The 24,403-nt window shown below is 68.2% G+C and carries 24 protein-coding genes and 1 tRNA gene; 23 read left to right on the top strand and 2 right to left on the bottom strand.

Annotated features, from left to right (window positions below; genetic code table 11):
- The first annotated feature begins 106 nt into the window (after positions 1-106).
- On the top strand, positions 107-880 hold the full coding sequence (truA, locus tag PG878_RS14115; RefSeq protein ID WP_209031868.1) for a tRNA pseudouridine(38-40) synthase TruA: 774 nt from the start codon (positions 107-109) through the stop codon (positions 878-880).
- A complete protein-coding gene (locus tag PG878_RS14110; protein ID WP_209031867.1) occupies positions 877-1,539 on the top strand; it encodes a phosphoribosylanthranilate isomerase in 663 nt (220 codons plus the stop codon). Before truA ends, PG878_RS14110 begins: the two co-directional genes overlap by 4 nt.
- A 34-nt stretch (positions 1,540-1,573) precedes the next feature.
- Here PG878_RS14110 and PG878_RS14105 read toward each other — a convergent pair whose 3' ends face one another.
- On the bottom strand, positions 1,574-2,467 hold the full coding sequence (locus tag PG878_RS14105; RefSeq protein ID WP_209031866.1) for a LysR family transcriptional regulator: 894 nt from the start codon (positions 2,465-2,467) through the stop codon (positions 1,574-1,576).
- A 97-nt stretch (positions 2,468-2,564) separates the two neighbouring features.
- Between PG878_RS14105 and trpB the strand changes: the two genes are divergently transcribed.
- The 5 genes from trpB to PG878_RS14080 all read left to right on the top strand — a co-directional run bounded on the left by trpB (position 2,565) and on the right by PG878_RS14080 (position 8,480).
- Positions 2,565-3,782, top strand: a complete 1,218-nt coding sequence (gene trpB / locus PG878_RS14100; protein ID WP_148829989.1) for a tryptophan synthase subunit beta — start codon at positions 2,565-2,567, stop codon at positions 3,780-3,782.
- Between the two features lie 134 nt (positions 3,783-3,916).
- Positions 3,917-4,720 (top strand): tryptophan synthase subunit alpha, encoded by an 804-nt coding sequence (gene trpA / locus PG878_RS14095; RefSeq protein WP_209031865.1) that lies wholly within the window; start codon positions 3,917-3,919, stop codon positions 4,718-4,720.
- A gap of 330 nt (positions 4,721-5,050) precedes the next feature.
- A complete protein-coding gene (gene accD / locus PG878_RS14090) occupies positions 5,051-5,938 on the top strand; it encodes an acetyl-CoA carboxylase, carboxyltransferase subunit beta (RefSeq protein WP_209031864.1) in 888 nt (295 codons plus the stop codon).
- Positions 5,939-6,080: 142 nt separating this feature from the next.
- A complete protein-coding gene (glmM, locus tag PG878_RS14085) occupies positions 6,081-7,424 on the top strand; it encodes a phosphoglucosamine mutase (RefSeq protein WP_209031863.1) in 1,344 nt (447 codons plus the stop codon).
- Positions 7,425-7,541: 117 nt separating this feature from the next.
- The gene (locus PG878_RS14080) at positions 7,542-8,480 is read left to right on the top strand and encodes an isopenicillin N synthase family dioxygenase (RefSeq protein ID WP_209031862.1); all 939 of its coding nucleotides are present in this window, start codon (positions 7,542-7,544) and stop codon (positions 8,478-8,480) included.
- A 129-nt stretch (positions 8,481-8,609) separates the two neighbouring features.
- Here PG878_RS14080 and PG878_RS14075 read toward each other — a convergent pair whose 3' ends face one another.
- Positions 8,610-9,410 carry an SDR family NAD(P)-dependent oxidoreductase gene (locus tag PG878_RS14075; protein WP_209031861.1) on the bottom strand — a complete coding sequence of 267 codons (801 nt, stop codon included), beginning with the start codon at positions 9,408-9,410 and terminating at the stop codon, positions 8,610-8,612.
- A gap of 112 nt (positions 9,411-9,522) precedes the next feature.
- On the opposite strand from PG878_RS14075, the gene tpiA reads away from it, so the two are divergent.
- From tpiA to PG878_RS13995, 16 genes are all read left to right on the top strand, one after another.
- A complete protein-coding gene (gene tpiA, locus PG878_RS14070) occupies positions 9,523-10,284 on the top strand; it encodes a triose-phosphate isomerase (RefSeq protein WP_209031860.1) in 762 nt (253 codons plus the stop codon).
- Positions 10,285-10,346: 62 nt separating this feature from the next.
- On the top strand, positions 10,347-10,772 hold the full coding sequence (secG, locus tag PG878_RS14065) for a preprotein translocase subunit SecG (RefSeq protein ID WP_010343004.1): 426 nt from the start codon (positions 10,347-10,349) through the stop codon (positions 10,770-10,772).
- Between the two features lie 50 nt (positions 10,773-10,822).
- Positions 10,823-10,907, top strand: a tRNA-Leu gene (locus tag PG878_RS14060).
- Between the two features lie 107 nt (positions 10,908-11,014).
- Entirely contained in the window at positions 11,015-11,371 is a 357-nt protein-coding gene (locus PG878_RS14055) for an NADH-quinone oxidoreductase subunit A (protein ID WP_010343005.1), read from the top strand.
- A complete protein-coding gene (locus PG878_RS14050) occupies positions 11,362-11,916 on the top strand; it encodes a NuoB/complex I 20 kDa subunit family protein (protein ID WP_010343006.1) in 555 nt (184 codons plus the stop codon). The genes PG878_RS14055 and PG878_RS14050 overlap by 10 nt, the downstream gene beginning before the upstream one ends.
- Before the next feature lie 32 nt (positions 11,917-11,948).
- Positions 11,949-12,698 carry an NADH-quinone oxidoreductase subunit C gene (locus PG878_RS14045; protein ID WP_209031859.1) on the top strand — a complete coding sequence of 250 codons (750 nt, stop codon included), beginning with the start codon at positions 11,949-11,951 and terminating at the stop codon, positions 12,696-12,698.
- The gene (locus tag PG878_RS14040; protein ID WP_010343008.1) at positions 12,695-14,002 is read left to right on the top strand and encodes an NADH-quinone oxidoreductase subunit D; all 1,308 of its coding nucleotides are present in this window, start codon (positions 12,695-12,697) and stop codon (positions 14,000-14,002) included. Before PG878_RS14045 ends, PG878_RS14040 begins: the two co-directional genes overlap by 4 nt.
- The gene (nuoE, locus tag PG878_RS14035) at positions 13,999-14,526 is read left to right on the top strand and encodes an NADH-quinone oxidoreductase subunit NuoE (RefSeq protein WP_048489486.1); all 528 of its coding nucleotides are present in this window, start codon (positions 13,999-14,001) and stop codon (positions 14,524-14,526) included. Before PG878_RS14040 ends, nuoE begins: the two co-directional genes overlap by 4 nt.
- 5 nt (positions 14,527-14,531) lie before the next feature.
- Entirely contained in the window at positions 14,532-15,875 is a 1,344-nt protein-coding gene (gene nuoF / locus PG878_RS14030) for an NADH-quinone oxidoreductase subunit NuoF (RefSeq protein ID WP_209031858.1), read from the top strand.
- Positions 15,872-18,121: an NADH-quinone oxidoreductase subunit NuoG gene (nuoG, locus tag PG878_RS14025; protein WP_209031857.1), complete on the top strand. Its 2,250-nt coding sequence runs from the start codon at positions 15,872-15,874 to the stop codon at positions 18,119-18,121. The genes nuoF and nuoG overlap by 4 nt, the downstream gene beginning before the upstream one ends.
- Positions 18,118-19,209, top strand: a complete 1,092-nt coding sequence (gene nuoH / locus PG878_RS14020; protein WP_209031856.1) for an NADH-quinone oxidoreductase subunit NuoH — start codon at positions 18,118-18,120, stop codon at positions 19,207-19,209. The genes nuoG and nuoH overlap by 4 nt, the downstream gene beginning before the upstream one ends.
- A 3-nt stretch (positions 19,210-19,212) precedes the next feature.
- Complete coding sequence (gene nuoI / locus PG878_RS14015) at positions 19,213-19,701, top strand: NADH-quinone oxidoreductase subunit NuoI (RefSeq protein WP_010343013.1); 489 nt, start codon at positions 19,213-19,215, stop codon at positions 19,699-19,701.
- 9 nt (positions 19,702-19,710) lie between these two features.
- Positions 19,711-20,358 (top strand): NADH-quinone oxidoreductase subunit J, encoded by a 648-nt coding sequence (locus PG878_RS14010; RefSeq protein ID WP_209031855.1) that lies wholly within the window; start codon positions 19,711-19,713, stop codon positions 20,356-20,358.
- Positions 20,355-20,660, top strand: a complete 306-nt coding sequence (gene nuoK / locus PG878_RS14005; protein ID WP_017908131.1) for an NADH-quinone oxidoreductase subunit NuoK — start codon at positions 20,355-20,357, stop codon at positions 20,658-20,660. The genes PG878_RS14010 and nuoK overlap by 4 nt, the downstream gene beginning before the upstream one ends.
- A 7-nt stretch (positions 20,661-20,667) precedes the next feature.
- On the top strand, positions 20,668-22,869 hold the full coding sequence (nuoL, locus tag PG878_RS14000; RefSeq protein WP_209031854.1) for an NADH-quinone oxidoreductase subunit L: 2,202 nt from the start codon (positions 20,668-20,670) through the stop codon (positions 22,867-22,869).
- Between the two features lie 20 nt (positions 22,870-22,889).
- Complete coding sequence (locus tag PG878_RS13995) at positions 22,890-24,392, top strand: NADH-quinone oxidoreductase subunit M (RefSeq protein ID WP_010343018.1); 1,503 nt, start codon at positions 22,890-22,892, stop codon at positions 24,390-24,392.
- Positions 24,393-24,403 lie beyond the last annotated feature (11 nt).

Raw genomic sequence — 24,403 nt, 5'->3', positions numbered from 1 at the left:
CCTGGCAGATGCAGTGCGGCGGCGTTGCAGGCGCCCCGTGCTGGCCCATGCACGCGTCGGCCGCCGCGCGCGCCGCCGCCGATGCCGCGCTGCAGCGGAGGTCGCCATGCGCTACGCGCTAGGCGTGGAGTACGACGGCAGCGAGTTCCAGGGCTGGCAGCAGCTCGGCGAGAGCGGCGGCCCCAGCGTGCAGGCGACGCTGCAGGCGGCGCTGTCGTCGGTGGCCGACGCCCCGGTGAGCGTGGTCTGCGCCGGCCGCACCGATGCCGGCGTGCATGGCGAATGCCAGGTGGTGCATTTCGATTGCGACGTGCAGCGCCCGGCGCGCGGCTGGATGCTGGGCGCCACCGCGCGGCTGCCGCCCTCGGTGTGCGTGCGCTGGTGCGTGCCGGTGGCCGACGACTTCCACGCGCGCTTTTCCGCCCGCGCGCGCCGCTACCGCTACCGCCTGCTCAATCGCCAGGTGCGCCCGGCGCTGTACCGGCAGACCCTGAGCTGGGAGCGTCGGCCGCTGCAGGCCGAGGCCATGCACGCCGCTGCGCAGGCCTTGCTGGGCGAGCAGGACTTCAGCGCCTTCCGCAGCGTGCAGTGCCAGGCGCTGCACGCGCGCCGCGAGCTGCAGTCGATCGCGGTGAGCCGCAGCGGCGAGGTGGTGGAGATCCAGGTCCAGGCCAATGCATTCCTTCATCACATGGTGCGCAATATCGTTGGTTCCCTTGTCATGGTGGGATCGGGCGAAAAGCCGGTGTCCTGGATTGGCGAACTGCTCGCGGGACGCGACCGCCGCGTCGCCGGTCCCACGGCGCCGCCGCAGGGCCTGGTGTTCGTCGGTCCCCTCTATCCCGCCCACTGGACGCTTCCGGACGAGGTCACGCTATGAATCGCACGCTGTATCGCACCCGCATCAAGTTCTGCGGCATGACCCGCGCCGGCGACATCCGCCTGGCAGGCGAGTTGGGCGTGGACTCGATCGGGTTCGTGTTCGCCCATGGCAGTCCGCGGCGGGTGGCGCCGGCCGAGGCGCGGGCGATGCGCCAGGCCGCCGCGCCGATGGTGGACGTGGTGGCGCTGTTCCGCGACAACCCCAAGGACGAGGTGCGCGAGGTGTTGCGCACGGTGCGTCCGACCCTGCTGCAGTTCCACGGCGACGAGGACGACGGCTTCTGCCGCAGCTTCAACCTGCCGTACCTGAAGGCGGTGCCGATGGGCGGCGGCGAGGTCAACGCACGCACCCTGCAACTGCAGTATCCCAACGCGGCCGGCTTCCTGTTCGACAGCCACGCCCCCGGCGAAAGCGGCGGCTCGGGCAAGACCTTCGACTGGTCGCGGCTGCCGACCGGCCTGCATCGGCCGTTCCTGCTCGCCGGCGGCATCAATGGCGACAACGTGTTCGACGCGATCATCGGCACCCTGCCGTGGGGCGTGGACGTGTCCAGCGGCATCGAAAGCCAGCCCGGCATCAAGGACGGGCACAAGATGCGCAAGTTCGTCGAGGAAGTGCGCCGCGCCGACTGCTACGAGTTGAATACCAACTGCTGAGCGCGATGCGGCGCCAGCGCCGGCGTCGTCTCGGTCAGCGCTGCAGTTCCTGCGTCAGCCACTGCGCCAGCGCGTCGACCCGTGGATCCTGGACGTCGCGGCGCGTGCACAGCGCCCACTGCCCGCCGGTTTCGACGAAGCCCCAGGGCGCCAGCAGCCGGCCATTGGCCAGATCGTCGGCGACCAGCGGCTGCGGCGCGATCGCCACGCCGATCCCGGCCAGCGCCGCCTCCAGCAGGTAGTACAGGTGCTCGAAGCCGGTACCGTAGCGCAACTGCGCCGGTGCCAGTCCCTGCGCCTCGGCCCACGCCGGCCAGGCCTGCGGGCGCGACACCGTGTGCAGTAGCGGCAGCCCTTGCAGCGCCGCCGGCGCGGCCGCAGCCAGGGCAGGGGCCTGCGGCAGGGCGGGGCTGAGCACCGGGCCGATCCGCTCAGGCGCCAGCACGCGGACCTGCCAGTCCGCTGGCCACGGCGCCTGGCCCAGCAGCAGCGCCGCATCCAGGCCGTCCAGGTCGGCGGCGAAGTCGCCCTCGTGCGCGGACAGGTGCAGGGTCAGCGACGGCAGGTCGCGCTGCAGCGCCTGCAGCCGCGGGATCATCCAGCGGGCGAGGATGCTGCCGGGGCAGCCCAGCACCAGCGCCGCCGGGCGCGACGGGCGGCGCAACTCCGCCACCGCCTCGTGCAACTGCGCGAATGCCGCGCCGGCGGCCTCGCACAGGCGCGTGCCGGCGGCGGTCGGGCGGATGCCGCGGCCGTCGCGCTGCAGCAGCGGCATCCCCAGTTCCTGCTCCAGCAGCCGCACCTGGCGGCTGACCGCGCCATGGGTCACGTGCAGTTCCGCCGCCGCGGCGCCGACGCTGCGCAGCCGCGCGGCGGCCTCGAACGCGCGCAGGGCGTTGAGCGAGGGCAGGCGGCGCGTGCTGGTCATGTGAGTTTTCCTGACGGATCGTGTCAGACTTTATCGGTTTTTGTGCGTCGACGTGTGCGCTAAAGTGCAGGCCTGTCCTGTTGCCCCCGGTTGCGCCATGTCCTCTGTCCCCGTCAGCGACTTCCATGCCTATCCCGACGCCGCCGGCCATTTCGGCCGCTACGGCGGCCGTTTCGTCGCCGAGACCCTGATCGGCCCGCTGCAGGAACTGGCCGCCGCCTACGACGCGGCGCGCCAGGATCCGGCCTTCATCGCCGCCTACGACAAGGACCTGACCCACTACGTCGGCCGGCCCAGCCCGATCTACCACGCCGAGCGGCTCAGCCGCGAAGTCGGCGGCGCGCAGATCCTGCTCAAGCGCGAGGACCTGAACCACACCGGCGCGCACAAGATCAACAACACCATCGGCCAGGCGCTGCTGGCCAGCCGCATGGGCAAGACCCGCATCATCGCCGAGACCGGCGCCGGCCAGCACGGCGTGGCCAGCGCCACGGTGGCCGCGCGGCTGGGCCTGGAGTGCGTGGTGTACATGGGCGCCACCGACATCGAGCGGCAGAAGATCAACGTCTATCGGATGAAGCTGCTCGGCGCCACGGTGGTGCCGGTGCACTCCGGTTCGGCCACGCTCAAGGACGCGCTCAACGAGGCGATGCGCGACTGGGTGACCAACGTGCAGGACACCTTCTACATCATCGGCACCGTCGCCGGCCCCGATCCGTATCCGCGGATGGTGCGCGACTTCAACGCCATCGTCGGCCGCGAGGCGCGCGCGCAGATGCTGGCCGACTACGGCCGCCTGCCGGACGCGATCAGCGCCTGCGTCGGCGGCGGCAGCAACGCCATCGGCCTGTTCCATGCCTTCCTCAACGACGCCTCGGTGAAGATCTACGGCGCCGAGGCCGCCGGCGACGGCATCGGCAGCGGCCGCCATGCGGCCTCGATCGCCGCTGGCCGCCCCGGCGTGCTGCACGGCAATCGCACCTACGTGATCTGCGACGACGACGGGCAGATCGTCGAAACCCATTCGGTGTCCGCCGGCCTGGACTACCCGGGCGTGGGCCCGGAGCACGCGTTCCTGGCCGACAGCGGCCGCGCCATCTACCAGGGCATCACCGACGACGAGGCGCTGGCCGCATTCCACCTGCTGGCGCATACCGAGGGCATCCTCGCCGCGCTGGAGTCCAGCCACGCCGTGGCGCAATCGATCAAGCTGGCGCGCGAACTGCCCAAGGATGCGCTGGTGCTGTGCAACCTGTCCGGCCGCGGCGACAAGGACGTGCACACCATCGCCGCGCGCGAAGGATTGACGCTGTAACGCTTTGCCCTTCTCCTGCGGGAGAAAGTGGCGCGAAGCGCCGGATGAGGGTACGGGCGCAGCCTCGTGCACTCACGTTCCCTTCCCCTCACCCCAACCCCTCTCCCGGCGGGAGAGGGGCGCATAGGTCCCACATGAACCGCCTCGCCGATACCTTTGCCCGACTCGATGCCCAGCGCCGCAAGGCCCTGATCCCCTTCCTCACCGCCGGCGATCCGTCGCTGGAGGCGACCGTGCCGGCGATGCATGCGCTGGTCGAGGCCGGTGCCGACGTGATCGAGCTGGGCGTGCCGTTCTCCGATCCGATGGCCGACGGCCCGACCATCCAGCGCAGCTCCGAGCGCGCGCTGGCGCGCGGCGCCGGCCTGCGCTACGTGCTGGAGACGGTCAGCGCGTTCCGCCGCGACGATGCGGCCACGCCAGTAGTGCTGATGGGCTACCTCAACCCGGTGGAAATCCACGGCACGGCGCGCTTCGCCGAGGAAGCGGTGGCGGCCGGCGTGGATGGCGTGTTGCTGGTCGATCTGCCGCCGGAGGAGTCGGCCGAGACGCTGGCGATCTTCGCCGAGACCGGGCTGGACCTGATCGTGCTGGCCTCGCCGACCACCAGCGACGCGCGCATCGCGTTGTTGTGCGATGCGGCGCGCGGCTACCTGTACTACGTCAGCTTCGCCGGCGTGACCGGCGCCGACCGGCTGGATACGCGTGCCGCCGGCGATCGCCTGCGCCAGCTGCGCGCGCGCTGCCCGGTGCCGGTGGTGGCCGGTTTCGGCATCAAGGACGCCGCCAGCGCCAAGGCCATGGCCGTCGATGCCGACGGCGTGGTGGTCGGCAGCGCGCTGGTCGCGGCGCTGGCCGAGGCCAGCAGCGCGCAGGCCGCGCGCGACGCCGCCCTGGCGTTCCTGGTGCCACTGCGGCAGGCGCTGGACGCGGGCTGAGCCACGCCTTGGGTGTTTGCGAACGCCCGCCTTGCGCGGGCGTTCGCGTTTGCGGCGATGCCGCAAACGCTGTGCGCAGGTGCATGCGGCGCACGCATCGCCGCTCGATGATGTGCGCAGCCGTGCGTCCCGAGCCGTTTGTTGGGCGACGGCGCGGCCGCCTGCCGCAGGTTCGCGGAGGGCGAGACGCAGCAAGCTCCTGGCTGCGGCCGCGCCGGTACCGGCCAGCCTGGCGGCTCCATGCGCCACCGTCTGCAGGCCACCGGGGGACCGAGTTAGACTGTCGCCCCTCTGCGGCTCTCGCGGCCGCCCAATGGATCGTCACATCGCATGAGTTGGCTCAGCAAATTGATGCCTTCGGGCATCCGCACCGACAGCACGCCCAGCAAGAAGCGCAGCGTTCCCGAAGGCCTGTGGGAGAAGTGCCCCAACTGCAGCGCCGTGCTGTACCGGCCGGAGCTGGAGGAGAACCTGGAGGTGTGCCCGAAGTGCGGCCACCACATGGCGATCCGCGCGCGTGCGCGCCTGGCCGCGCTGTTCGACGCCGACACCGCGCCGACCGAGATCGGTGCGCGCCTGGGTCCGACCGACGCGCTGAAGTTCAAGGACCAGAAGAAGTACGGCGAGCGCATCAAGGCCTCGCAGAAGAGCACCGGCGAGTACGACGCGCTGGTGGCGATGCAGGGCCTGCTCAAGGACCAGCCGTTGGTCGCCGCCTCGTTCGATTTCGCCTTCATGGGCGGCTCGATGGGCTCGGTGGTCGGCGAGCGGTTCGCCCTGGCCGCGGAGACCGCGCTGAAGATCGGCGCGCCGTTCGTGTGCTTCTCCGCCAGCGGCGGCGCGCGCATGCAGGAAGGCCTGTTCTCGCTGATGCAGATGGCCAAGACCTCGGCCGCGCTCGGCCGCCTGCGCGAGGCCGGCCTGCCGTACGTGTCGGTGCTGACCCATCCCACCACCGGCGGTGTGTCGGCCAGCTTCGCCATGCTCGGCGACATCAACATCGCCGAGCCGTACGCGCTGATCGGCTTCGCCGGCCCGCGCGTGATCGAGCAGACCGTGCGCGAGACCCTGCCGGAAGGCTTCCAGCGCTCGGAGTTCCTGCTCGAGCACGGCGCCATCGACCAGATCTGCGACCGCCGCGAACTGCGCGACCGCCTGTCCGAACTGCTGGCGCTGATGATGCGGCAGCCGGCCCCGGCGAAGAGCGAGGCGGCATGAGGGCCGGGAATCGGGAATCGGGAATGGGGAATCGTGGTGTCGCGCGTGCGTTGCGTCGCGCGGCAAGCCCGTGTTTGTCGCGATCCCTCGACGTTTCCGGCTGTTCCCGATTCCCGATTCTCCATTCCCGATTCCCCAGCGCATGAGTCAACGCAAATACTTCGGCACCGACGGCATCCGTGGCCGGGTCGGGCAGGGGGCGATTTCCGCCGATTTCGTGATGCGCCTGGGCAATGCGCTGGGCCGCGTGCTGGTCGCCAGCGGCACCGCGCGGCCGACCGTGGTGATCGGCAAGGACACGCGCATCTCCGGCTACATGTTCGAATCGGCGCTGGAGGCGGGGTTGGTCGCGGCCGGCGCCAACGTGCAGTTGCTCGGGCCGATGCCGACCCCCGCGGTGGCGTTCCTCACGCGCACCCTCGGCGCCGATGCCGGCATCGTCATCAGCGCCTCGCACAATCCGCACTACGACAACGGCATCAAGTTCTTTTCCGCCCACGGCGAGAAGCTCGACGACGCCACCGAGCAGGCGATCGAGGCCGCGCTGGACGCGCCGTTCGCCACGGTCGAGTCCGAGCGCCTGGGCAAGGCGATGCGCGCGCGCGAGGCGATCGGCCGCTACATCGAATTCTGCAAGGCCAGCGTGCCGCGCGGCTTCGACCTGCGCGGGCTGAAACTGGTGCTGGACTGCGCGCACGGCGCGACGTACCACATCGCGCCGCTGCTGTTCCGCGAGCTGGGCGCGGAGGTGATCGCGATCGGCGCGGCGCCGGACGGGCTCAACATCAACGCCGGCGTCGGCTCGATGCACATCGACAACCTCGCCGCCAACGTGCGCGACCACGGCGCGCACCTGGGCATCGCCTTCGACGGCGACGGCGACCGCGTGCTGATGGCCGACGACCAGGGCAACCCGGTCGACGGCGACGGCTTGCTGTACGTGCTGGCTTGCGGCTGGCAGGCCAGTGGCCGCCTGCATGGTCCGGTGGTCGGCACGCTGATGACCAACTACGGCCTGGAACGGGCGCTGGCCGCGTTGCAGGTGCCGTTCCTGCGCGCCAAGGTCGGCGACCGCTACGTGCACCAGGCGCTGGTCGAACAGGGCGGGGTGCTCGGCGGCGAGGCCTCCGGGCACATGCTGTGCCTGGACCGCGCCACCACCGGCGACGCCATCGTCAGCGCGCTGCAGGTGCTGGAAGTGCTCAAACGCTCGCGGCAGACCCTGCGCCAGGCGCTGGCCGGGCTGCAGAAGGTGCCGCAGCAGACGATCAACGTGCGCCTGCAGCCGGGCGTGCGCCCGCTCGAGGCCGACACCGTGAAGGCCGCGCTGGCTGCGGCGCAGGCGGCGGTGCAGGGGCGCGGGCGCGCCTTCCTGCGCGCCTCCGGCACCGAGCCGGTGGTGCGGGTCACGGTCGAGGCCGACGATGCCGCGTTGATGCGACAGACCCTGGACGCCCTGGCCGAGGCGGTCCGTGACGCGGCGTGAGTCGATCGCCATTGCCCTCTTCGTGATCGTCGCCAAGGCGATCACCTTCTACCTGCTGTACCGCCTGCTGCGCTGAGCGCGGCGTTTGCTTCCTCTCACGAGATGACGGTTCCTGCCATGACTGCGCGCATTCCCACCCTCGACATCACCCGTTTCGACACCGACCGCGAGGCCTTCGTCGCCGAGCTGGGCGCGGCCTACCGCGAGTGGGGCTTCGCCGGCATCCGCAACCACGGCATCGCCCAGGCGCAGATCGACGCGGCCTACGACGTGTTCAAGGCGTTCTTCGCCCTGCCCGAGGCGACCAAGCGCACGTACCACCTGCCCGGCAGCGGCGGCGCGCGCGGCTACACCGCCTTCGGCGTGGAGACCGCCAAGGACTCCAAGCATTTCGACCTGAAGGAGTTCTGGCACATCGGTCGCGAGATTTCCGACGACTCCCCGTACCGCGCGGTGATGCCGCCGAACCTGTGGCCGAGCGAAGTGCCCGGCTTCCGCACCCACGGCTACGGCCTGTACCAGGCGCTGGACCAGCTCGGCGCGCGCGTGCTGTCGGCGCTGGCCCTGCACATCGGCCTGCCCGAGCACTACTTCGTCGACAAGACCGATTCGGGCAACTCGATCCTGCGCCCGATCCACTACCCGCCGATCACCGCCGACGACATCCCCAACGTGCGCGCCGGCGCGCACGAGGACATCAACCTGATCACCCTGCTGGTCGGCGCCAGCGCCGCCGGCCTGGAAGTGAAGTCCAAGCAGGGCGAGTGGGTGCCGTTCACCTCCGACGCCGACACCATCGTGGTCAACATCGGCGACATGCTGCAGCGCCTGACCAACCACGTGTATCCCTCGACCACCCACCGCGTGGTCAACCCGCCGGGCGAGCAGGCGCGCCAGCCGCGCTACTCGGTGCCGTTCTTCCTGCACCCGAACCCGGACTTCGTGATCGACGTGCTGCCGTCCTGCGTCAGCGCCGACAACCCCAGCCGCTATCCCGAGCCGATCACCGCGCAGGGCTATCTGGAAGAGCGGTTGCGGGAAATCAAGCTGAAGTAGCCGGGAATCGGGAATCGGGAGTGGGGAATCGGTAAAAGCGGGTTTCCGTGCCCAGTGTTGCCAGAGGTCTTCGTCGGCTTGGAAACGCGGCTGTTCCCATTCCCCTTTCCCGTTTCTCCATTCCCGGCCTCATTCCACGCTTCTGATCCGATGCGAGCCCCTGCCCATCAGCCGCAGCAACAAGGCATTGGGCAGCAGCGCCGTCAGGCCGAGCAGGGCGCGGTAGACCGCGCCCGGGACCACCCGCACCTTGCCGCGTTCCGCGCCGTCGATGCCGGCGCGGGCCACCGCCGCGGTCTGCAGCCAGATCCAGCGCGGTAGCGCATTCATCTGTTCGCGGGTGCCGGTGACGTCGTGGAACTCGGACCAGGTGAAGCCGGGGCGCAGCGCGCAGACGCCGATGCCGCAGTCGGCGTTCTCCAGGGCCAGCGATTCGCTGAAGCGCAGCATGAAACTCTTCGCCGCCGCGTACAGGGTGTGGCCGTCGGCGCTGGGGACCAGCGCGGCGAAGGAGGCCACGTTGAGGATGCGGCCGTGGCCGCTGGCGCGCAGCGCCGGCAGCAGCCGCCAGGTCAGTTCGCAGACCGCGCCGACCATCACCTGCAGGAATGCCGCGTGCACCGCCCAGTCCTGGGCGATGTAGCGGCCGGGCACGCCGTAGCCGGCATTGTTGACCAGGATCCGCACCGTCAGCCCGCGCCGTTCGATCTCGGCCACCAGCGCGGCCGGCGCGGCCGGATCGGCAAGGTCGGCGACCAGCACCTCCACCGGCACCTGCGGCCGCAGTTCGGCGGCCAGCGCCTGCAACTGTGCCTCGCGGCGCGCGGTCAGGATCAGCGGCACGCCGCGGCGGGCGTACTCGCGGGCGATCTCGCGGCCGATGCCGCTGGAGGCGCCGGTGATCAGGGCGTAGCCGGGAAGCTGGGTCATGGCGGTCTCTGCGCGTGGAGCGGGGCGGGGGAGTGTGGAACGGCAGGGGCGATGCCGGCCCTTGGCGGCGCATCGGCTATCCTCTCGGCACTTTTTCGCCGGAGATGCGCCGATGCGACGCAAGATCGTAGCCGGAAACTGGAAATTGCATGGAACCCGCCACTTCGCCGCCGACCTCGTGCGGGAGATCGTCGCCGGGCTGCACGCGGCCGACCACGACGTGGAGGTGGTGATCCTGCCGCCGCTGCCGTACCTGGGCGACCTGATCGAACATTTCGAGGACCGGCTGCTGCGCTTCGGTGCGCAGGACGTCAGCAGCAACGAGAAGGGCGCCTACACCGGCGAGGTGTCGGCGGCGATGCTGGTCGACGTGGGCGCCGACTATGGCCTGGTCGGGCATTCGGAGCGGCGCCAGTACCACCAGGAGAGCAGCGAACTGGTCGCGCGCAAGTTCGCCGCCGCCCTGCACGCCGGGCTGGTCCCGATCCTGTGCGTGGGCGAGACGCTGGAGCAGCGCGATGCCGGGCGGACCGAGGCGGTGATCGCCGCGCAGCTGGCGCCGGTGCTGGACCTGGTCGGCGCCGAAGGCTTCGCCCGTGCGGTGGTGGCCTACGAGCCGGTCTGGGCGATCGGCACCGGCCGCACCGCCAGCCCGGCGCAGGCGCAGGCGGTGCACGCGTTCATCCGTGGCGAAGTGGCGGCGCGCGATGCTAGAATCGCGGATTCGTTGCCGATCCTGTATGGCGGCAGCGTCAAGCCCGACAACGCCGCCGAGCTGTTCGCGCAGCCGGATGTCGATGGCGGGCTGGTGGGCGGCGCCTCGCTGGTCGCCGCGGAATTCCTGGCCATCGTGCGAGCGGCGGCCACCTGTTGAGCGAACGGCTGCCGCTGGCGGCCGCTCGTCCCCCAAGTCGTACTGTCCGGACGGATTTCGAAATGCTGATGGTCATCCTCAATGTGGTCTACGTGCTGGTGGCGATCGCGATGATCGCGCTGATCCTGATGCAGCGCGGCGCCGGTGCGGCGGCGGGTTCCGGGTTCGGCGCGGGCGCGTCCGGCACCGTGTTCGGATCGCGCGGCGCGTCCAACTTCCTGTCCAAGTCGACCAAGTGGCTGGCCGTGGTGTTCTTCGCCATCAGCCTGTTCATGGCCTGGTACGCCGGCCACAGCGCGCGTCCGGCCGATGCCAATCTGGGTGTGATGTCGCAGTCCGCCACCCCGGCTCCGGCCGCGCCGGCCGGCGAGCTGCAGGTGCCGCAGGCGCCGTCGGCCACCCCGGCTGCGCCCGCCGCCGCCCCGGCCGCCCAGCAGGCGCCGGAAAAAGCGCAAGAAAAGTCGCCTGCCCCGTCGCAGAAAGACTGAAGGCGGTTACAATATGCTGCGCGGCGGGATTGCCGCGCGGTTTTACGCAAGCCCAGGTGGCGGAATTGGTAGACGCACTACCTTGAGGTGGTAGCGACTTAGGTCGTAGGGGTTCGAGTCCCCTCTTGGGCACCATTGTTTGGCTACGGTTTCTGCGCGAAGGCATCACGCCCTCGCCTAGAGAATCGTCTATCCCATGCCTGCGCGGCACGCGCGCGGGCACAGGCAAGAGAGAATCGCGAGTGCTGGCCGAATATTTGCCGACCCTGCTGTTTCTGATCGTGGCCACCGGTATCGGCGTCGCGCTGATGTTGGTGGGGCGGTTCCTCGGTCCCCGGCGTCCCGACCTGAAGAAGCTCTCGCCGTACGAGTGCGGCTTCGAGGCCTTCGAGGACGCGCGCATGAAGTTCGACGTGCGCTACTACCTGATCGCCATCCAGTTCATCGTCTTCGATCTGGAAATCATCTTCATCGTGCCGTGGACGCAGGTGTTCATGGACCTGGGTGCTCGCTCCCTGGTCACCATGGGCCTGTTCGTCGGCATGTTGTTCCTCGGTTTTGTCTACGTGTGGAAGAAGGGAGCGCTGGAATGGGAGTGATTCAGACCCTGGATCGCCTGATGACCAACCCGATCCCGGAAGGGCGGGTGGACGACATCCTGCGTCCCGAAGGCGAGAACCCGCTGCTTGAGAAGGGTTACGTCACCACCAGCGTCGACGCGCTGCTGAACTGGGCGCGCACCGGCTCGATGTGGCCGATGACCTTCGGCCTGGCCTGCTGCGCGGTCGAGATGATGCACGCCGGCGCCGCGCGCCTGGACCTGGACCGCTACGGCGTGGTGTTCCGCCCGTCGCCGCGCCAGTCCGACGTGATGATCGTCGCCGGCACCCTGGTCAACAAGATGGCCCCGGCGTTGCGCAAGGTCTACGACCAGATGCCGGACCCGAAGTGGGTCATCTCGATGGGCAGCTGCGCCAACGGCGGCGGCTACTACCATTACTCGTATTCGGTGGTGCGCGGTTGCGACCGCATCGTGCCGGTGGACGTCTACGTCCCCGGTTGCCCGCCGACCGCCGAGGCCCTGGTCTACGGCATCCTGCAGTTGCAGAAGAAGATCTGGCGAACCCAGACCATCGCGCGCTGATTCCTCTTTCCTCGAGAGCACGCCAAGCCCCCATGGCAGAGCAAGCATCTTCCTTTAGCGACCGACTCGGCGCCCGTTTCCCCGGCAGCCAGGTCTTCGTGGCCCTTCCGCGCGGCGAAGTCACCCTGGAAGTGCCGGCCGACGCCTGGCACGCCACCTGCCTGGCGCTGCGCGACGAGTTCGGTTTCGAACAGCTGTCCGACCTGTGCGGCGTGGACTACCTGGGCTACGGCAGCGACGAGTGGGATACCTCGGACGTGTCCTCGCACGGCTTCAGCCGCGGCGTCGAAGGCAAGGCCGTGGGCCGTTTCGCCTGGGGCGAATTCCCCAGCGCCGAGACCAGCGCCGGCGTGCAGCCGATGCCGGTGCCGCAGCAGCGTTTCGCGGTCCTGGCGCAACTGATTTCCTATCGCCACAACCAGCGCCTGCGCGTGCGTTGCTACGCGCCGAACGAAGACCTGCCGGTGGTGGCCTCGGTCACCGACATCTGGCCGGGCGCGAACTGGTTCGAGCGCGAGGCGTTCGACCTGTTCGGCGTGGTCTTCGCCGGCCACCCGGACCTGCGCCGCATCCTCACCGACTACGGCTTCGTCGGCCATCCGTTCCGCAAGGATTTCCCGCTGATCGGCAACGTCGAAGTGCGCTACGACGAAGAGAAGCAGCGCGTGATCTACGAGCCGGTGACCTCGGTGGAGCCGCGCGTGGGCGTGCCGCGCGTGATCCGCGACGATGCGCGCTACCAGACCGCGGCGGGCGAAGCACAGAAGGAGTCCGCCAAGTGAGCGAGTACCACCAGGCGCACGACGGGTTCGCCAGCAATCCTGCCGAAGCCAAGCAGGAAATCCGCAACTACACGATGAACTTCGGCCCGCAGCATCCGGCCGCGCACGGCGTGCTGCGCCTGATCCTGGAGATGGACGGCGAGACCGTGGTCCGCGCCGATCCGCACATCGGCCTGCTGCACCGTGGCACCGAGAAGCTGGCCGAGTCCAAGCCGTTCAACCAGTCGATCGGCTACATGGATCGCCTGGACTACGTGTCGATGATGTGCAACGAGCACGCCTACGTGCGCGCGATCGAGACCCTGATGGGCATCGAGGCGCCGGAGCGTGCGCAGTACATCCGCACCATGTTCGACGAGATTACCCGCATCCTGAACCACCTGATGTGGGTCGGTTCCAACGGCCTGGATCTGGGCGCGATGGCGGTGATGCTGTACGCGTTTCGCGAGCGCGAAGAGCTGATGGACGTGTACGAGGCGGTGTCGGGCGCGCGCATGCACGCGACCTACTATCGCCCGGGCGGCGTCTACCGCGACCTGCCGGACCGCATGCCCAAGTACCAGGAATCGCGCTGGCACAAGGGCAATGCGCTGAAGCGGCTCAATGCCGCGCGCGAAGGCTCGATGCTGGACTTCCTGGAGGAGTTCACCAACACCTTCCCGGCGCGCGTGGACGAGTACGAGACCCTGCTCACCGACAACCGCATCTGGAAGCAGCGCACCGTCGGCATCGGCGTGGTCACCCCGGAACAGGCCTACGCCTGGGGCATGACCGGCGCCATGCTGCGCGGCTCGGGCATCGCCTGGGACCTGCGCAAGAAACAGCCGTACGCCAAGTACGATAGCGTCGATTTCGACATCCCGCTCGGCACCAACGGCGACTGCTACGACCGTTATCTGGTGCGCGTGGCCGAGATGCGCCAGTCCAACCGCATCATCAAGCAGTGCGTGCAGTGGCTGAAGGCCAACCCGGGCCCGGTCATGGTCGAGAACTTCAAGGTGGCGCCGCCCAAGCGCGCCGAGATGAAGGACGACATGGAAGCGCTGATCCACCACTTCAAGCTGTTCAGCGAAGGCTACTGCGTGCCGGCCGGCGAGACCTACTGCGCGGTCGAGGCGCCGAAGGGCGAGTTCGGCTGCTACCTGATGTCCGACGGCGCCAACAAGCCGTTCCGCGTGCACCTGCGCGCGCCGGGCTTTGCCCATCTGTCGTCGATGGACGCGATCGTGCGCGGCCACATGCTGGCCGACGTGGTGGCGATGATTGGTACCTATGATCTGGTGTTTGGTGAGGTCGACCGATGAAGGCGACAGGTAATTTCGAAGCGGCGCGCGACGTCGATCCGATGGTGGTGCTGAGCGACAAGACGCGCGCGCACATCGATCACTGGCTGGCCAAGTTTCCGCCGGACCGCAAGCGTTCGGCGGTGCTGCAGGGCCTGCACGCGGCGCAGGAACAGAACCAGGGCTGGCTGACCGACGAACTGATCGCCGGCGTGGCCAAGTACCTGGAACTGCCGCCGGTGTGGGCCTACGAGGTCGCCAGCTTCTACTCGATGTTCGAGACCGAGAAGGTCGGCCGCAACAACGTCGCGTTCTGCACCAACATCAGCTGCTGGCTCAACGGCGCCGAGGACCTGGTCGCGCACGCCGAGAAGAAGCTCGGCTGCAAGCTGGGCCAGTCCACCGCCGACGGCCGCGTCTACCTCAAGCGCGAGGAAGAGTGCCTGGCCGGTTGCGCCGGCGCACCGATGATGGTCATCAACGGCCACTACCATGAGCATCTGACCAAGGACAAGGTCGACGAATTGCTGGACGGGTTGGAGTAACGGCAATGGCACAGCATCCCCACGCTCCCACCGGTCCGGTCGGCCCCGCGCCGCAGCCGCACCAGGTGGTGTACACCACGCTGCACTACGACACCCCGTGGTCCTATGAGAGCTACCTGAAGACCGGTGGCTACGCTGCGCTGCGCAAGATCCTCGAAGAGAAGATCCCGCCGGAGCAGGTGATCGAGATGGTCAAGCAGTCGAACCTGCGCGGCCGTGGCGGCGCCGGCTTCCCGACCGGCCTGAAGTGGTCGTTCATGCCCAAGGGCGCGCCGCAGAAGTACATCCTGTGCAACTCGGACGAGTCCGAGCCGGGCACCTGCAAGGACCGCGACATCCTGCGCTACAACCCGCATTCGGTGGTGGAGGGCATGGCCATCGCCTGCTACGCCACCGGCTCCACGGTGGGCTACAACTACCTGCGCGGCGAGTTCCACCACGAGCCGTTCGAGCATTTCGAACAGGCCCTGGCCGATGCCTACGCCAATGGCTGGCTGGGCAAGGACATCCTCGGCAGCGGCATCGACATCGACATCTACGGCGCACTGGGCGCCGGTGCCTACATCTGCGGCGAAGAGACCGCGCTGATGGAGTCGCTGGAAGGCAAGAAGGGCCAGCCGCGCTACAAGCCGCCGTTCCCGGCCAACTTCGGCCTGTACGGCAAGCCGTCGACGATCAACAACACCGAGACCTACGCCTCGGTGCCGGCGATCATCCGCAACGGCCCGGAATGGTTCCTTGGGCTGAGCAAGACCAAGAACGGCGGCCCGAAGATCTTCTCGGTCTCCGGCTGCGTGCAGAAGGGCGGCAACTTCGAGGTGCCGCTGGGCACCACCTTCGACGAACTGCTGGAAATGGCCGGCGGGCTGAAGCCGGGCCGCACCCTCAAGGGCGCGATCCCGGGCGGCGTGTCGATGCCGGTGCTGAAGGCCGAGCAGCTCAAGGGGCTGCAGATGGACTACGACACCCTGCGCGCCCTGGGCACCGGCCTGGGGTCGGGCGCGATCGTGGTGCTGGACGACAGCGTGTGCTGCGTGAAGTTCGCCTGCCGCATCTCGCAGTTCTTCCACAAGGAGTCCTGCGGCCAGTGCACCCCGTGCCGCGAAGGCACCGGCTGGATGCACCGCGTGCTGGAGCGCATCGTCGCCGGCAAGGCCACGATGGAAGACCTGCACCAGCTGCGCACCGTCGCCGGGCAGATCGAAGGCCACACCATCTGCGCCTTCGGCGAAGCGGCGGCCTGGCCGATTCAGGGCTTCCTGCGCCAGTTCTGGGACGAATTCGAGTACTACATCGTCAACGGTCATTCGATGGTTGACGGCAAGAAGCTGGAGGCAGCCGCCGCATGAGCGCGCAACCCAACAATCCCGGCGCGACCCCCGCGGTCGTGCCGGAAGGCCATGTGACCGTCGAGATCGACGGCCAGTCGCTGGTCGTGCCGAAGGGCTCAATGATCATCCAGGCCGCCGACAAGGCCGGCATCCCGATCCCGCGCTTCTGCTACCACGAGAAGCTGCCGATCGCGGCGAACTGCCGCATGTGCCTGGTCGACGTCGAGAAGTCGCCCAAGCCGTCGCCGGCCTGCGCCACGCCGGTCATGGACGGGATGAAGGTGCAGACGCGCAGCGACAAGGCGCTGAAGTACCAGCGCAGCGTCATGGAATTCCTGCTGATCAACCACCCGCTGGACTGCCCGATCTGCGATCAGGGCGGCGAGTGCGAGCTGCAGGACGTGTCGCTGGGCTACGGTCGTTCGGTCAGCCGCTTCAACGAGCGCAAGCGCGTGGTGCCGGACGAGGATATCGGACCGCTGGTCGCCACCGAGATGACCCGCTGCATCCAGTGCACGCGCTGCGTGCGCTTCACCGCGGACATCGCCGGCACCTACGAGCTGGGCGGCATGTATCGCGGCGAGAACCTGCAGATCGGCACCTACGACGGCAAGCCGCTGACCACCGAGCTGTCCGGCAACGTGGTCGACGTGTGCCCTGTGGGCGCGCTGACCAACAAGGTGTTCCAGTTCCGCGCACGCCCCTGGGAACTGGTGGCGCGCGAGTCGCTGGGCTACCACGACGCGATGGGCTCCAACCTGTTCCTGCACGTGCGCCGCGGCGAAGTGCTGCGCACCGTTCCGCGCGACAACGAAGCGGTCAACGAGTGCTGGCTGTCCGACCGCGACCGCTACTCGCACCAGGGCCTGTACGCGGAGGACCGCGCACTGCGGCCGATGCGCAAGGTCGACGGTCAGTGGCGCGAGGTGTCGTGGGCCGAAGGGCTCTCCGCCGCGAGCGAGATCCTCAAGGCCAACCGTGGCGACGCGCTGGGCGTGCTCGCGCATCCGTCCACCTCCAACGAGGAGGGCGCGCTGCTGGCGCGTCTGGCCGAGGGCCTGGACAGCGGCAACCTCGATCACCGCGTGTACAACCGCGATTTCTCCGATGCCGCGCTGGCCGAGCCGTTCGCGCTGCCGCTGGCGGAGATCGAGCAGGCCGACGTGGTGGTGATCCTGGGCAGCAACCTGCGCCATGAACTGCCGCTGCTGCATGCACGCCTGCGCAAGGCGCGGATGCAGCGCCAGACCAAGGTGTATTCGATCAACCCGGTCGATTTCGACGTGGCCTTCGACCAGGCCGGCCGCCAGATCGTGGCGCCGTCGAAGTTCGCCGAGGCGCTGGCCGACGGCGCGCTGCGCGCCGCGGTGCAGGGCGCCGGCCGTGCGGTGCTGATCGTCGGCGCGCTGGCCGAGAACCATCCGCAGGCCGCGGCGCTGCGTGCGGCCGCGCGCGACTTCGCCGCCGCCACCGGCGCGGCGCTGTGCCGCATCCCGCAGGGCGCCAACGCGCTGGGCCTGGCGCGCTATGGCGTTCTGCCGCGCGGCCGCAACGTCGCCGCGATGCTGGCCGAGCCGCGCAGCGCCTACGTGCTGTACGGCCTGGAGCCGGGGCTGGACTTCGCCGATGCCGCCGCGGCGCGCAGCGCGCTGGCCGGCGCCAAGGTGGTGGCGTTCAGTCACTTCGCCTGCGCCTCCACCCGCGACGTGGCCGACGTGATCCTGCCGATCGGCGCGCTGCCGGAAATCGAGGCGACGCTGACCAACCTCAACGGCAGCGAGCAGCGCACCCGCGCCGGCGGCAAGCTGCCGGGCGAGGCCCGCGAGGGCTGGCGCGTGTTGCGTGCGCTCGGCGGCGAACTGGGCCTGTCCGGCTTCGAGTTCATCGACCTGGCCGGGCTGCGCGATGGCCTGCAGCCGCGCGAGGTCGCCGCGGCGAGCTCGGCGCAGCCGGCACGCCAGGACGAGGGCCTGGAACTGGCCGCCAGCCCGGCGATCTACCGCACCGATGCGGTGGTGCGCCGCGCGCAGGCGCTGCAGCAGCATCCGCTGAACCGCGCGCCGGGCGTGGCGGTGCATCCGGACGAGGCGGCGCGGCTGGGCCTGCGCGACGGGCAGATGGTCAAGGTCGGTACCGCGGCGGGTAGCGCCACGTTGCCGCTGGCGACGGACAAGCGGGTCGCGCCGGGCGCGGCCTGGATCGAAACGGGCCACGGCGCGACCGCGCCGCTGGGCGCCGGTCGGGTGACGGTGGTGGCTGCATGAACGAGATGCTGTTGAACGTGGTCGACCCGCTGCACCAGTGGTTCCTCGGCCTGGGCGCCCTCGGCGTGGTCCTGTGGATCGTGCTGAAGATCCTGCTGATCGCCATGCCGGTGATCATCTCGGTGGCGTTCTACGTGGTCTGGGAGCGCAAGCTGATCGGCTGGATGCACGTACGCCACGGGCCGATGTACGTGGGCATGGGCATCTTCCAGGCCTTCGCCGACGTGTTCAAGCTGCTGTTCAAGGAAATCATCCAGCCCAGCAGTTCGCACAAGGCGATGTTCGTGATCGCGCCGCTGATCACCCTGGCGCCGGCCTTCGCCGCCTGGGCGGTGGTGCCGTTCGACGCCAAGCTGGTGCTGTCCAACGCCAATGCCGGCCTGCTGTACCTGCTGGCGATGACCTCGCTGGGCGTTTACGGCATCATCCTCGCCGGCTGGGCGTCCAACTCCAAGTACGCCTTCCTCGGCGCGATGCGCTCGGCCGCGCAGGTGGTTAGCTACGAGATCGCGATGGGCTTTGCCCTGGTCGGCGTGATGATCGCCGCCGGCAGCCTGAACCTGAGCACGATCGTGCAGGCGCAGGCGGGTCCGCACGGCCTGCTCAACTGGTTCCTGATCCCGCTGTTCCCGCTGTTCATCGTGTACTGGGTGTCCGGCGTGGCCGAGACCAACCGCGCGCCGTTCGACGTGGTCGAAGGCGAGTCGGAAATCGTCGCCGGCCACATGGTCGAGTACTCGGGCGGTGCGTTCGCGCTGTTCTTCCTGGCCGAATACGCCAACATGATCCTGGTCAGCTTCCTGGTCTCGATCTTCTTCCTGGGCGGTTGGCTGAGTCCGATCCAGGGGCTGGTCAGCGCCGACGTCTCGCCGTGGATCGACTGGGTGTGGAAGGGCGGCTGGCCGTGGCTGCTGATGAAGGTGCTGTTCTTCGCCAGCGCGTACATCTGGTTCCGCGCCAGCTTCCCGCGCTACCGCTACGACCAGATCATGCGCCTGGGCTGGAAGGTGTTCATTCCGTTGACGATCGTGTGGATCGCGGTGACGGCATTGATGGTGTTCTACGGTGTGATCCACAGGGGTGTGTAAGCGATGAATAAAGTCACCCATTACTTCAAGAGCCTGCTGCTGCTCGAGTTGCTCGGCGGCCTGTGGCTGACCCTGAAGTACACGTTCCGTCCCAAGTACACCGTGCTGTACCCGATGGAGAAGTTCCCGCAGTCGCCGCGCTTCCGCGGCCTGCACGCGCTGCGCCGCTATCCCAACGGCGAAGAGCGCTGCATCGCCTGCAAGCTGTGCGAGGCGGTGTGCCCGGCGCTGGCGATCACCATCGACTCGACCAAGCGCGAGGACGGCACCCGCCGCACCACGCGCTACGACATCGACCTGTTCAAGTGCATCTACTGCGGCTTCTGCGAGGAAAGCTGCCCGGTGGATTCGATCGTGGAGACCCAGGTGCTGGAGTACCACTTCGAGAAGCGCGGCGAGAACATCGTCACCAAGCCGCAGTTGCTGGCGATCGGAGACCGGCTCGAGGCCGAGATCGCCGAGCGCCGCGCTGCCGACGCTCCCTTCCGCTGAGGTTCCGAAATGGATTGGGTCAATATCGCTTTCTGGATCTTCGCCACCATCGCCGCGGTCGCCGCCGGCGCGGTGATCAGCGTGCGCAACCCCGTGTATGCGGTGCTGTGCCTGATCCTGACGTTCTTTTCCATCGCCTGCGTGTGGCTGCTGGTGGGCGCCGAGTTCCTCGGCGTGACCCTGGTGCTGGTCTACGTCGGCGCGGTCATGGTGCTGTTCCTGTTCGTGGTGATGATGCTGGACATCGACACCGCCCGCCTGCGCGAAGGCTGGGTGCGCTACCTGCCGGTCGGCCTGGTGGTCGCGGTGGCGATGCTGGTGCAGATGGTCACCCTGATCGGGGTCAAGGCGCGCAGCGCGGCGCCGTTCCCGGCCGACAACGCCGCGGCCCAGGCCGCCGACACGTCCAACATCACCTGGCTGGCCAAGACCCTGTTCACCCAGTTCCTGCTGCCGTTCGAGTTCGCCGCGATCATCCTGACCGTGGCGGTCGTGGCCGCAGTGATGCTGACCCTGCGCAAGCGCACCGGCATCAAGACCCAGAACCCGGGCGAGCAGTCGCGGGTCAAGGCCAGCGATCGCCTGCGCATGGTCAAGATGGACGCAGAGAAGCCCACGCTCCACACCCCGCCGGCATCGCAGGAGGGCCAGCCATGATCTCCCTAGGCCATCTGCTGGCGCTCGGCGCGGTGCTGTTCTGCATCGCTCTGGCCGGCATCTTCCTCAACCGCAAGAACGTCATCGTGCTGCTGATGTCGATCGAGCTGATGCTGCTGTCGGTCAACATCAACTTCGTCGCCTTCTCGCGCGAGCTCGGCGACGCCGCCGGCCAGTTGTTCGTGTTCTTCATCCTGACCGTGGCCGCGGCCGAAGCCGCCATCGGCCTCGCGATCCTGGTGACGCTGTTCCGTACCCGCCACACGATCAACGTGGCCGAAGTCGATTCGCTGAAGGGCTGACCTGCAGATGGAAATTACGCTCTCCAAGAGTCTGCTGATCGCGGTGGTGCTGGCCCCGCTGGTCGGCAGCATCATCGCCGGCCTGTTCGGCCGTCAGGTCGGCCGCAAGGGCGCGCAGTTCGCCACCATCCTCGGCGTCGCGGTCAGTTGCGCGCTGTCGTGCTGGACCCTGTACCAGTTGGTCGGGCAGGGCGCCTCACCGTTCAACCAGAACCTCTACACCTTCTTCGAGGTCGGCAACTACTCGGCCCACGTCGGCTTCATGGTCGACCGCCTGACCGCGATGATGATGGTGGTGGTGACCTTCGTGTCGCTGCTGGTGCACATCTACACCATCGGCTACATGGCCGACGACCCGGGCTACCAGCGCTTCTTCAGCTACATCTCGCTGTTCACCTTCTCGATGCTGAGCCTGGTGATGAGCAACAACTTCCTGCAGCTGTTCTTCGGCTGGGAAGCGGTGGGCCTGGTGTCGTACCTGCTGATCGGCTTCTGGTTCAAGCGCCCGACCGCGGTGTTCGCCAACATGAAGGCCTTCCTGGTCAATCGTGTCGGCGACTTCGGCTTCCTGCTCGGCATCGCATTGGTGCTGTACGTGTTTGGCACCCTCGACTACTCGATGGTGTTCGCCAATGCCACCGGCATGGTCGGCGGCACCATCACCGTGTGGACCGGCTCGATCCCCGTCCCGTTCAGTGCGGAGGTCATCCACCTGACCGATCCGTGGGTCTGGTCGGTGCCGACGATGATCTGCATCTGCCTGTTCATCGGCGCCATGGGCAAGTCGGCGCAGGTGCCGCTGCACGTCTGGCTGCCGGACTCGATGGAAGGCCCGACCCCCATCTCGGCGCTGATCCACGCCGCGACCATGGTCACCGCCGGCATCTTCATGGTGGCGCGCATGTCGCCGCTGTTCGAGCTGTCGCAGACCGCGTTGAACTTCGTGCTGTTCATCGGCGCCACTACCGCGTTCTTCACCGGCCTGATCGGCATCGTGCAGAACGACATCAAGCGCGTGGTCGCGTACTCGACGCTGTCGCAGCTGGGCTACATGACCGTGGCGCTGGGCGTGTCGGCCTACTCGGCGGCGGTGTTCCACCTGATGACCCACGCCTTCTTCAAGGCGCTGCTGTTCCTGGCGGCCGGCTCGGTGATCATCGGCATGCACCACGAGCAGGACATGCGCAAGATGGGCGGTCTGCGCAAGTACATGCCGATCACCTACTGGACCAGCGTGATCGGCACCCTGGCGCTGGTCGGCACCCCGTTCTTCGCCGGCTTCTACTCCAAGGACACGATCATCGAAGCGGCCCAGCTCCACGCCGAGGGTGCCCCGTTCTGGAGCATTGCCAACTACGGCTACATGGCCGTGCTGGGCGGCGTGCTGATCACCAGCTTCTACAGCTTCCGCCTGCTGTTCCTGACCTTCCACGGCAAGGAGCGCTTCCGCGATGCGCATGCGCACGACGTGCATGCCCACCACGACAGCGCCCACACCGACGCCGAGGCGCAGTCCCATGCGCACGATGCGCACGACGCGCATTCGCATGACGACCATCATGGTCATCATGGCGCGCACGAACCGCACGAGTCGCCGTGGGTGGTGACGGTGCCGCTGATCCTGCTGGCGATCCCGTCGATCGCGATCGGCTTCTTCACCATCGGCCCGATGCTGTTCGGCACCGACTGGGCCGGGCACCACGCCGCCGTGGCGATCAAGGGCCAGGCGGTCAGCTTCTTCACCGGCATCGTCGATTTCTACGATCCGGCGCGCGACACCGTCGGCACGTTGGCCGAGGAGTTCCACGGCCCGGTCAAGTTCGCGCTGCACGGGCTTTACCAGGTGCCGTTCTTCCTGACCCTGGCCGGTTTCGCCCTGGCCTGGATCCTGTACCTGTGGAAGCCGGAACTGGCGGCGAAGGCGCGCAAGACCTTCTCGGTGCCGGTGTGGATCCTCGAGAACAAGTACGGTTTCGACAAGCTCTGGATCGGCGGTTTCGCCGGCGGCGGCGTGCGCCTGGGCAAGGCGTCGCGCGCGGTGGATACGCATGTCGTGGACGGCGTCATGGTCAACGGCACCGCCCGCGTGATCGACCTGGCGGCCAACCTGCTGCGTCGCACGCAATCCGGTTTCCTCTATCACTACGCCTTCGCGATGATCGTCGGTCTCATTGCCCTGCTGGGCGTGCTGATGCATTTCTGGCGTTGACCTGTACGGAATAAGAACACGTGTCGAACTGGCCTCTACTCTCCATTCTGATCTGGCTGCCGATCATCGGCGGCGCCCTGGTGCTCGCCGTGCGTGACGCGCGTGCGGCGCGCTGGGCGTCGTTGCTGGTGGCGTTGCTGACCTTCGCGCTCAGCGTGCCGCTGCTCACCGGTTTCGACTACACCAGCGGTGCGCTGCAGTTCGTCGAGACCCACGCCTGGATCCCGGCGTACGACATCGGCTACAACCTCGGCGCCGATGGCATCGCGGTGGCGCTGATCGTGCTGACCACGCTGATCACGGTGCTGGCGCTGATCGGCGCCTGGGCCTCGATCGACAAGCGCGTCAACCAGTACGTGGCGGCGTTCCTGATCCTGGAAGGCGTCACCGTCGGCATCTTCGCCGCCACCGACGCGATGCTGTTCTACGTGTTCTTCGAGGCGATGCTGATCCCGATGTTCCTGATCATCGGCATCTGGGGCGGCCCGCGCCGCATCTACGCCGCGGTCAAGTTCTTCCTGTACACCTTCCTCGGCTCGGTGCTGATGCTGGTCGGGTTGATCTACCTGTACCTGAAGGGCGGCAGCTTTCAGCTCGCCGACCTGTACCAGCTCTCGCTCACGTCCAAGGAGCAGACCTGGCTGTTCTTCGCCTTCCTGATCGCCTTCGCGGTCAAGGTGCCGATGTTCCCGGTGCATACCTGGCTGCCGGACGCGCACGTGGAAGCGCCGACCGCCGGTTCGGTGATCCTGGCGGCGATCGCGCTGAAGATCGGCGGTTACGGCTTCCTGCGCTTCAACCTGCCGATCCTGCCCGACGCCAGCAACCAGTTGGCGTGGCTGGTGATCGCGCTGTCGCTGATCGCGGTGATCTACGTCGGCCTGGTCGCCCTGGTCCAGGACGACATGAAGAAGCTGATCGCGTACTCGTCGATCGCGCACATGGGTTTCGTCACCCTCGGCGCCTTCGTCGCCTTCGCCCTGGTCGGATCCGGCAGCGGCGACGCCGCACAGCTGGCGCTGCAGGGCTCGATGGTGCAGATGATTTCGCATGGCTTCGTCTCCGGCGCGATGTTCTCCTGCGTGGGCGTGCTGTACGACCGCATGCATACCCGCCGCATCGCCGATTACGGTGGCGTGGCCAACGTGATGCCGTGGTTCGCTGCGTTCGCGATGCTGTTCTTCATGGCCAATGCCGGCTTGCCGGGTACCAGCGGGTTCGTGGGCGAGTTCATGGTGATCCTGGCCAGCTTCCAGTCGCATCCGCTGCAGGCATTCGGCGCGGCGACCACGCTGGTGATCGGCGCGGCCTACACGTTGTGGCTCTACAAGCGCGTGTTCTTCGGCGAAGTCGCCAATGCGCACGTCGCCGAGCTGAAGGACATCAACGGCCGCGAGGCGCTGGTGCTGGGCGTGTTCGCGCTCGGCGTGCTGGCCCTGGGCCTGTATCCGAAGCCGTTGACCGACCTGATGGAGCCCTCGATCGCGAAGCTGGCGGCGCAGATCGCCACCAGCAAGCTGTAAGCGGCCGTCGA

Source organism: Xanthomonas hawaiiensis (assembly GCF_031834635.1).
GTDB lineage: Bacteria > Pseudomonadota > Gammaproteobacteria > Xanthomonadales > Xanthomonadaceae > Xanthomonas_A > Xanthomonas_A sacchari.
The sequence above is the reverse complement of the archived record's forward strand: the minus strand, read 5'-3'. Positions and strand labels throughout refer to the sequence as shown.

Bases quoted from the DNA above. Each gene is read 5' to 3' on its own strand.
- trpA (WP_209031865.1), top strand. From the start codon at position 3,917: ATGAACCGCCTCGCCGATACCTTTGCCCGACTCGATGCCCAGCGCCGC.
- nuoL (WP_209031854.1), top strand. From the start codon at position 20,668: ATGGAAATTACGCTCTCCAAGAGTCTGCTGATCGCGGTGGTGCTGGCC.
- nuoH (WP_209031856.1), top strand. From the start codon at position 18,118: ATGAACGAGATGCTGTTGAACGTGGTCGACCCGCTGCACCAGTGGTTC.
- glmM (WP_209031863.1), top strand. From the start codon at position 6,081: ATGAGTCAACGCAAATACTTCGGCACCGACGGCATCCGTGGCCGGGTC.
- PG878_RS14080 (WP_209031862.1), top strand. From the start codon at position 7,542: ATGACTGCGCGCATTCCCACCCTCGACATCACCCGTTTCGACACCGAC.
- nuoG (WP_209031857.1), top strand. From the start codon at position 15,872: ATGAGCGCGCAACCCAACAATCCCGGCGCGACCCCCGCGGTCGTGCCG.
- PG878_RS14075 (WP_209031861.1), bottom strand. From the start codon at position 9,410: ATGACCCAGCTTCCCGGCTACGCCCTGATCACCGGCGCCTCCAGCGGC.
- truA (WP_209031868.1), top strand. From the start codon at position 107: ATGCGCTACGCGCTAGGCGTGGAGTACGACGGCAGCGAGTTCCAGGGC.
- PG878_RS14105 (WP_209031866.1), bottom strand. From the start codon at position 2,467: ATGACCAGCACGCGCCGCCTGCCCTCGCTCAACGCCCTGCGCGCGTTC.
- PG878_RS14010 (WP_209031855.1), top strand. From the start codon at position 19,711: ATGGATTGGGTCAATATCGCTTTCTGGATCTTCGCCACCATCGCCGCG.
- nuoE (WP_048489486.1), top strand. From the start codon at position 13,999: ATGAAGGCGACAGGTAATTTCGAAGCGGCGCGCGACGTCGATCCGATG.
- PG878_RS14050 (WP_010343006.1), top strand. From the start codon at position 11,362: ATGGGAGTGATTCAGACCCTGGATCGCCTGATGACCAACCCGATCCCG.
- trpB (WP_148829989.1), top strand. From the start codon at position 2,565: ATGTCCTCTGTCCCCGTCAGCGACTTCCATGCCTATCCCGACGCCGCC.
- accD (WP_209031864.1), top strand. From the start codon at position 5,051: ATGAGTTGGCTCAGCAAATTGATGCCTTCGGGCATCCGCACCGACAGC.
- PG878_RS14110 (WP_209031867.1), top strand. From the start codon at position 877: ATGAATCGCACGCTGTATCGCACCCGCATCAAGTTCTGCGGCATGACC.
- nuoF (WP_209031858.1), top strand. From the start codon at position 14,532: ATGGCACAGCATCCCCACGCTCCCACCGGTCCGGTCGGCCCCGCGCCG.
- nuoI (WP_010343013.1), top strand. From the start codon at position 19,213: ATGAATAAAGTCACCCATTACTTCAAGAGCCTGCTGCTGCTCGAGTTG.
- secG (WP_010343004.1), top strand. From the start codon at position 10,347: ATGCTGATGGTCATCCTCAATGTGGTCTACGTGCTGGTGGCGATCGCG.
- nuoK (WP_017908131.1), top strand. From the start codon at position 20,355: ATGATCTCCCTAGGCCATCTGCTGGCGCTCGGCGCGGTGCTGTTCTGC.
- PG878_RS14045 (WP_209031859.1), top strand. From the start codon at position 11,949: ATGGCAGAGCAAGCATCTTCCTTTAGCGACCGACTCGGCGCCCGTTTC.
- tpiA (WP_209031860.1), top strand. From the start codon at position 9,523: ATGCGACGCAAGATCGTAGCCGGAAACTGGAAATTGCATGGAACCCGC.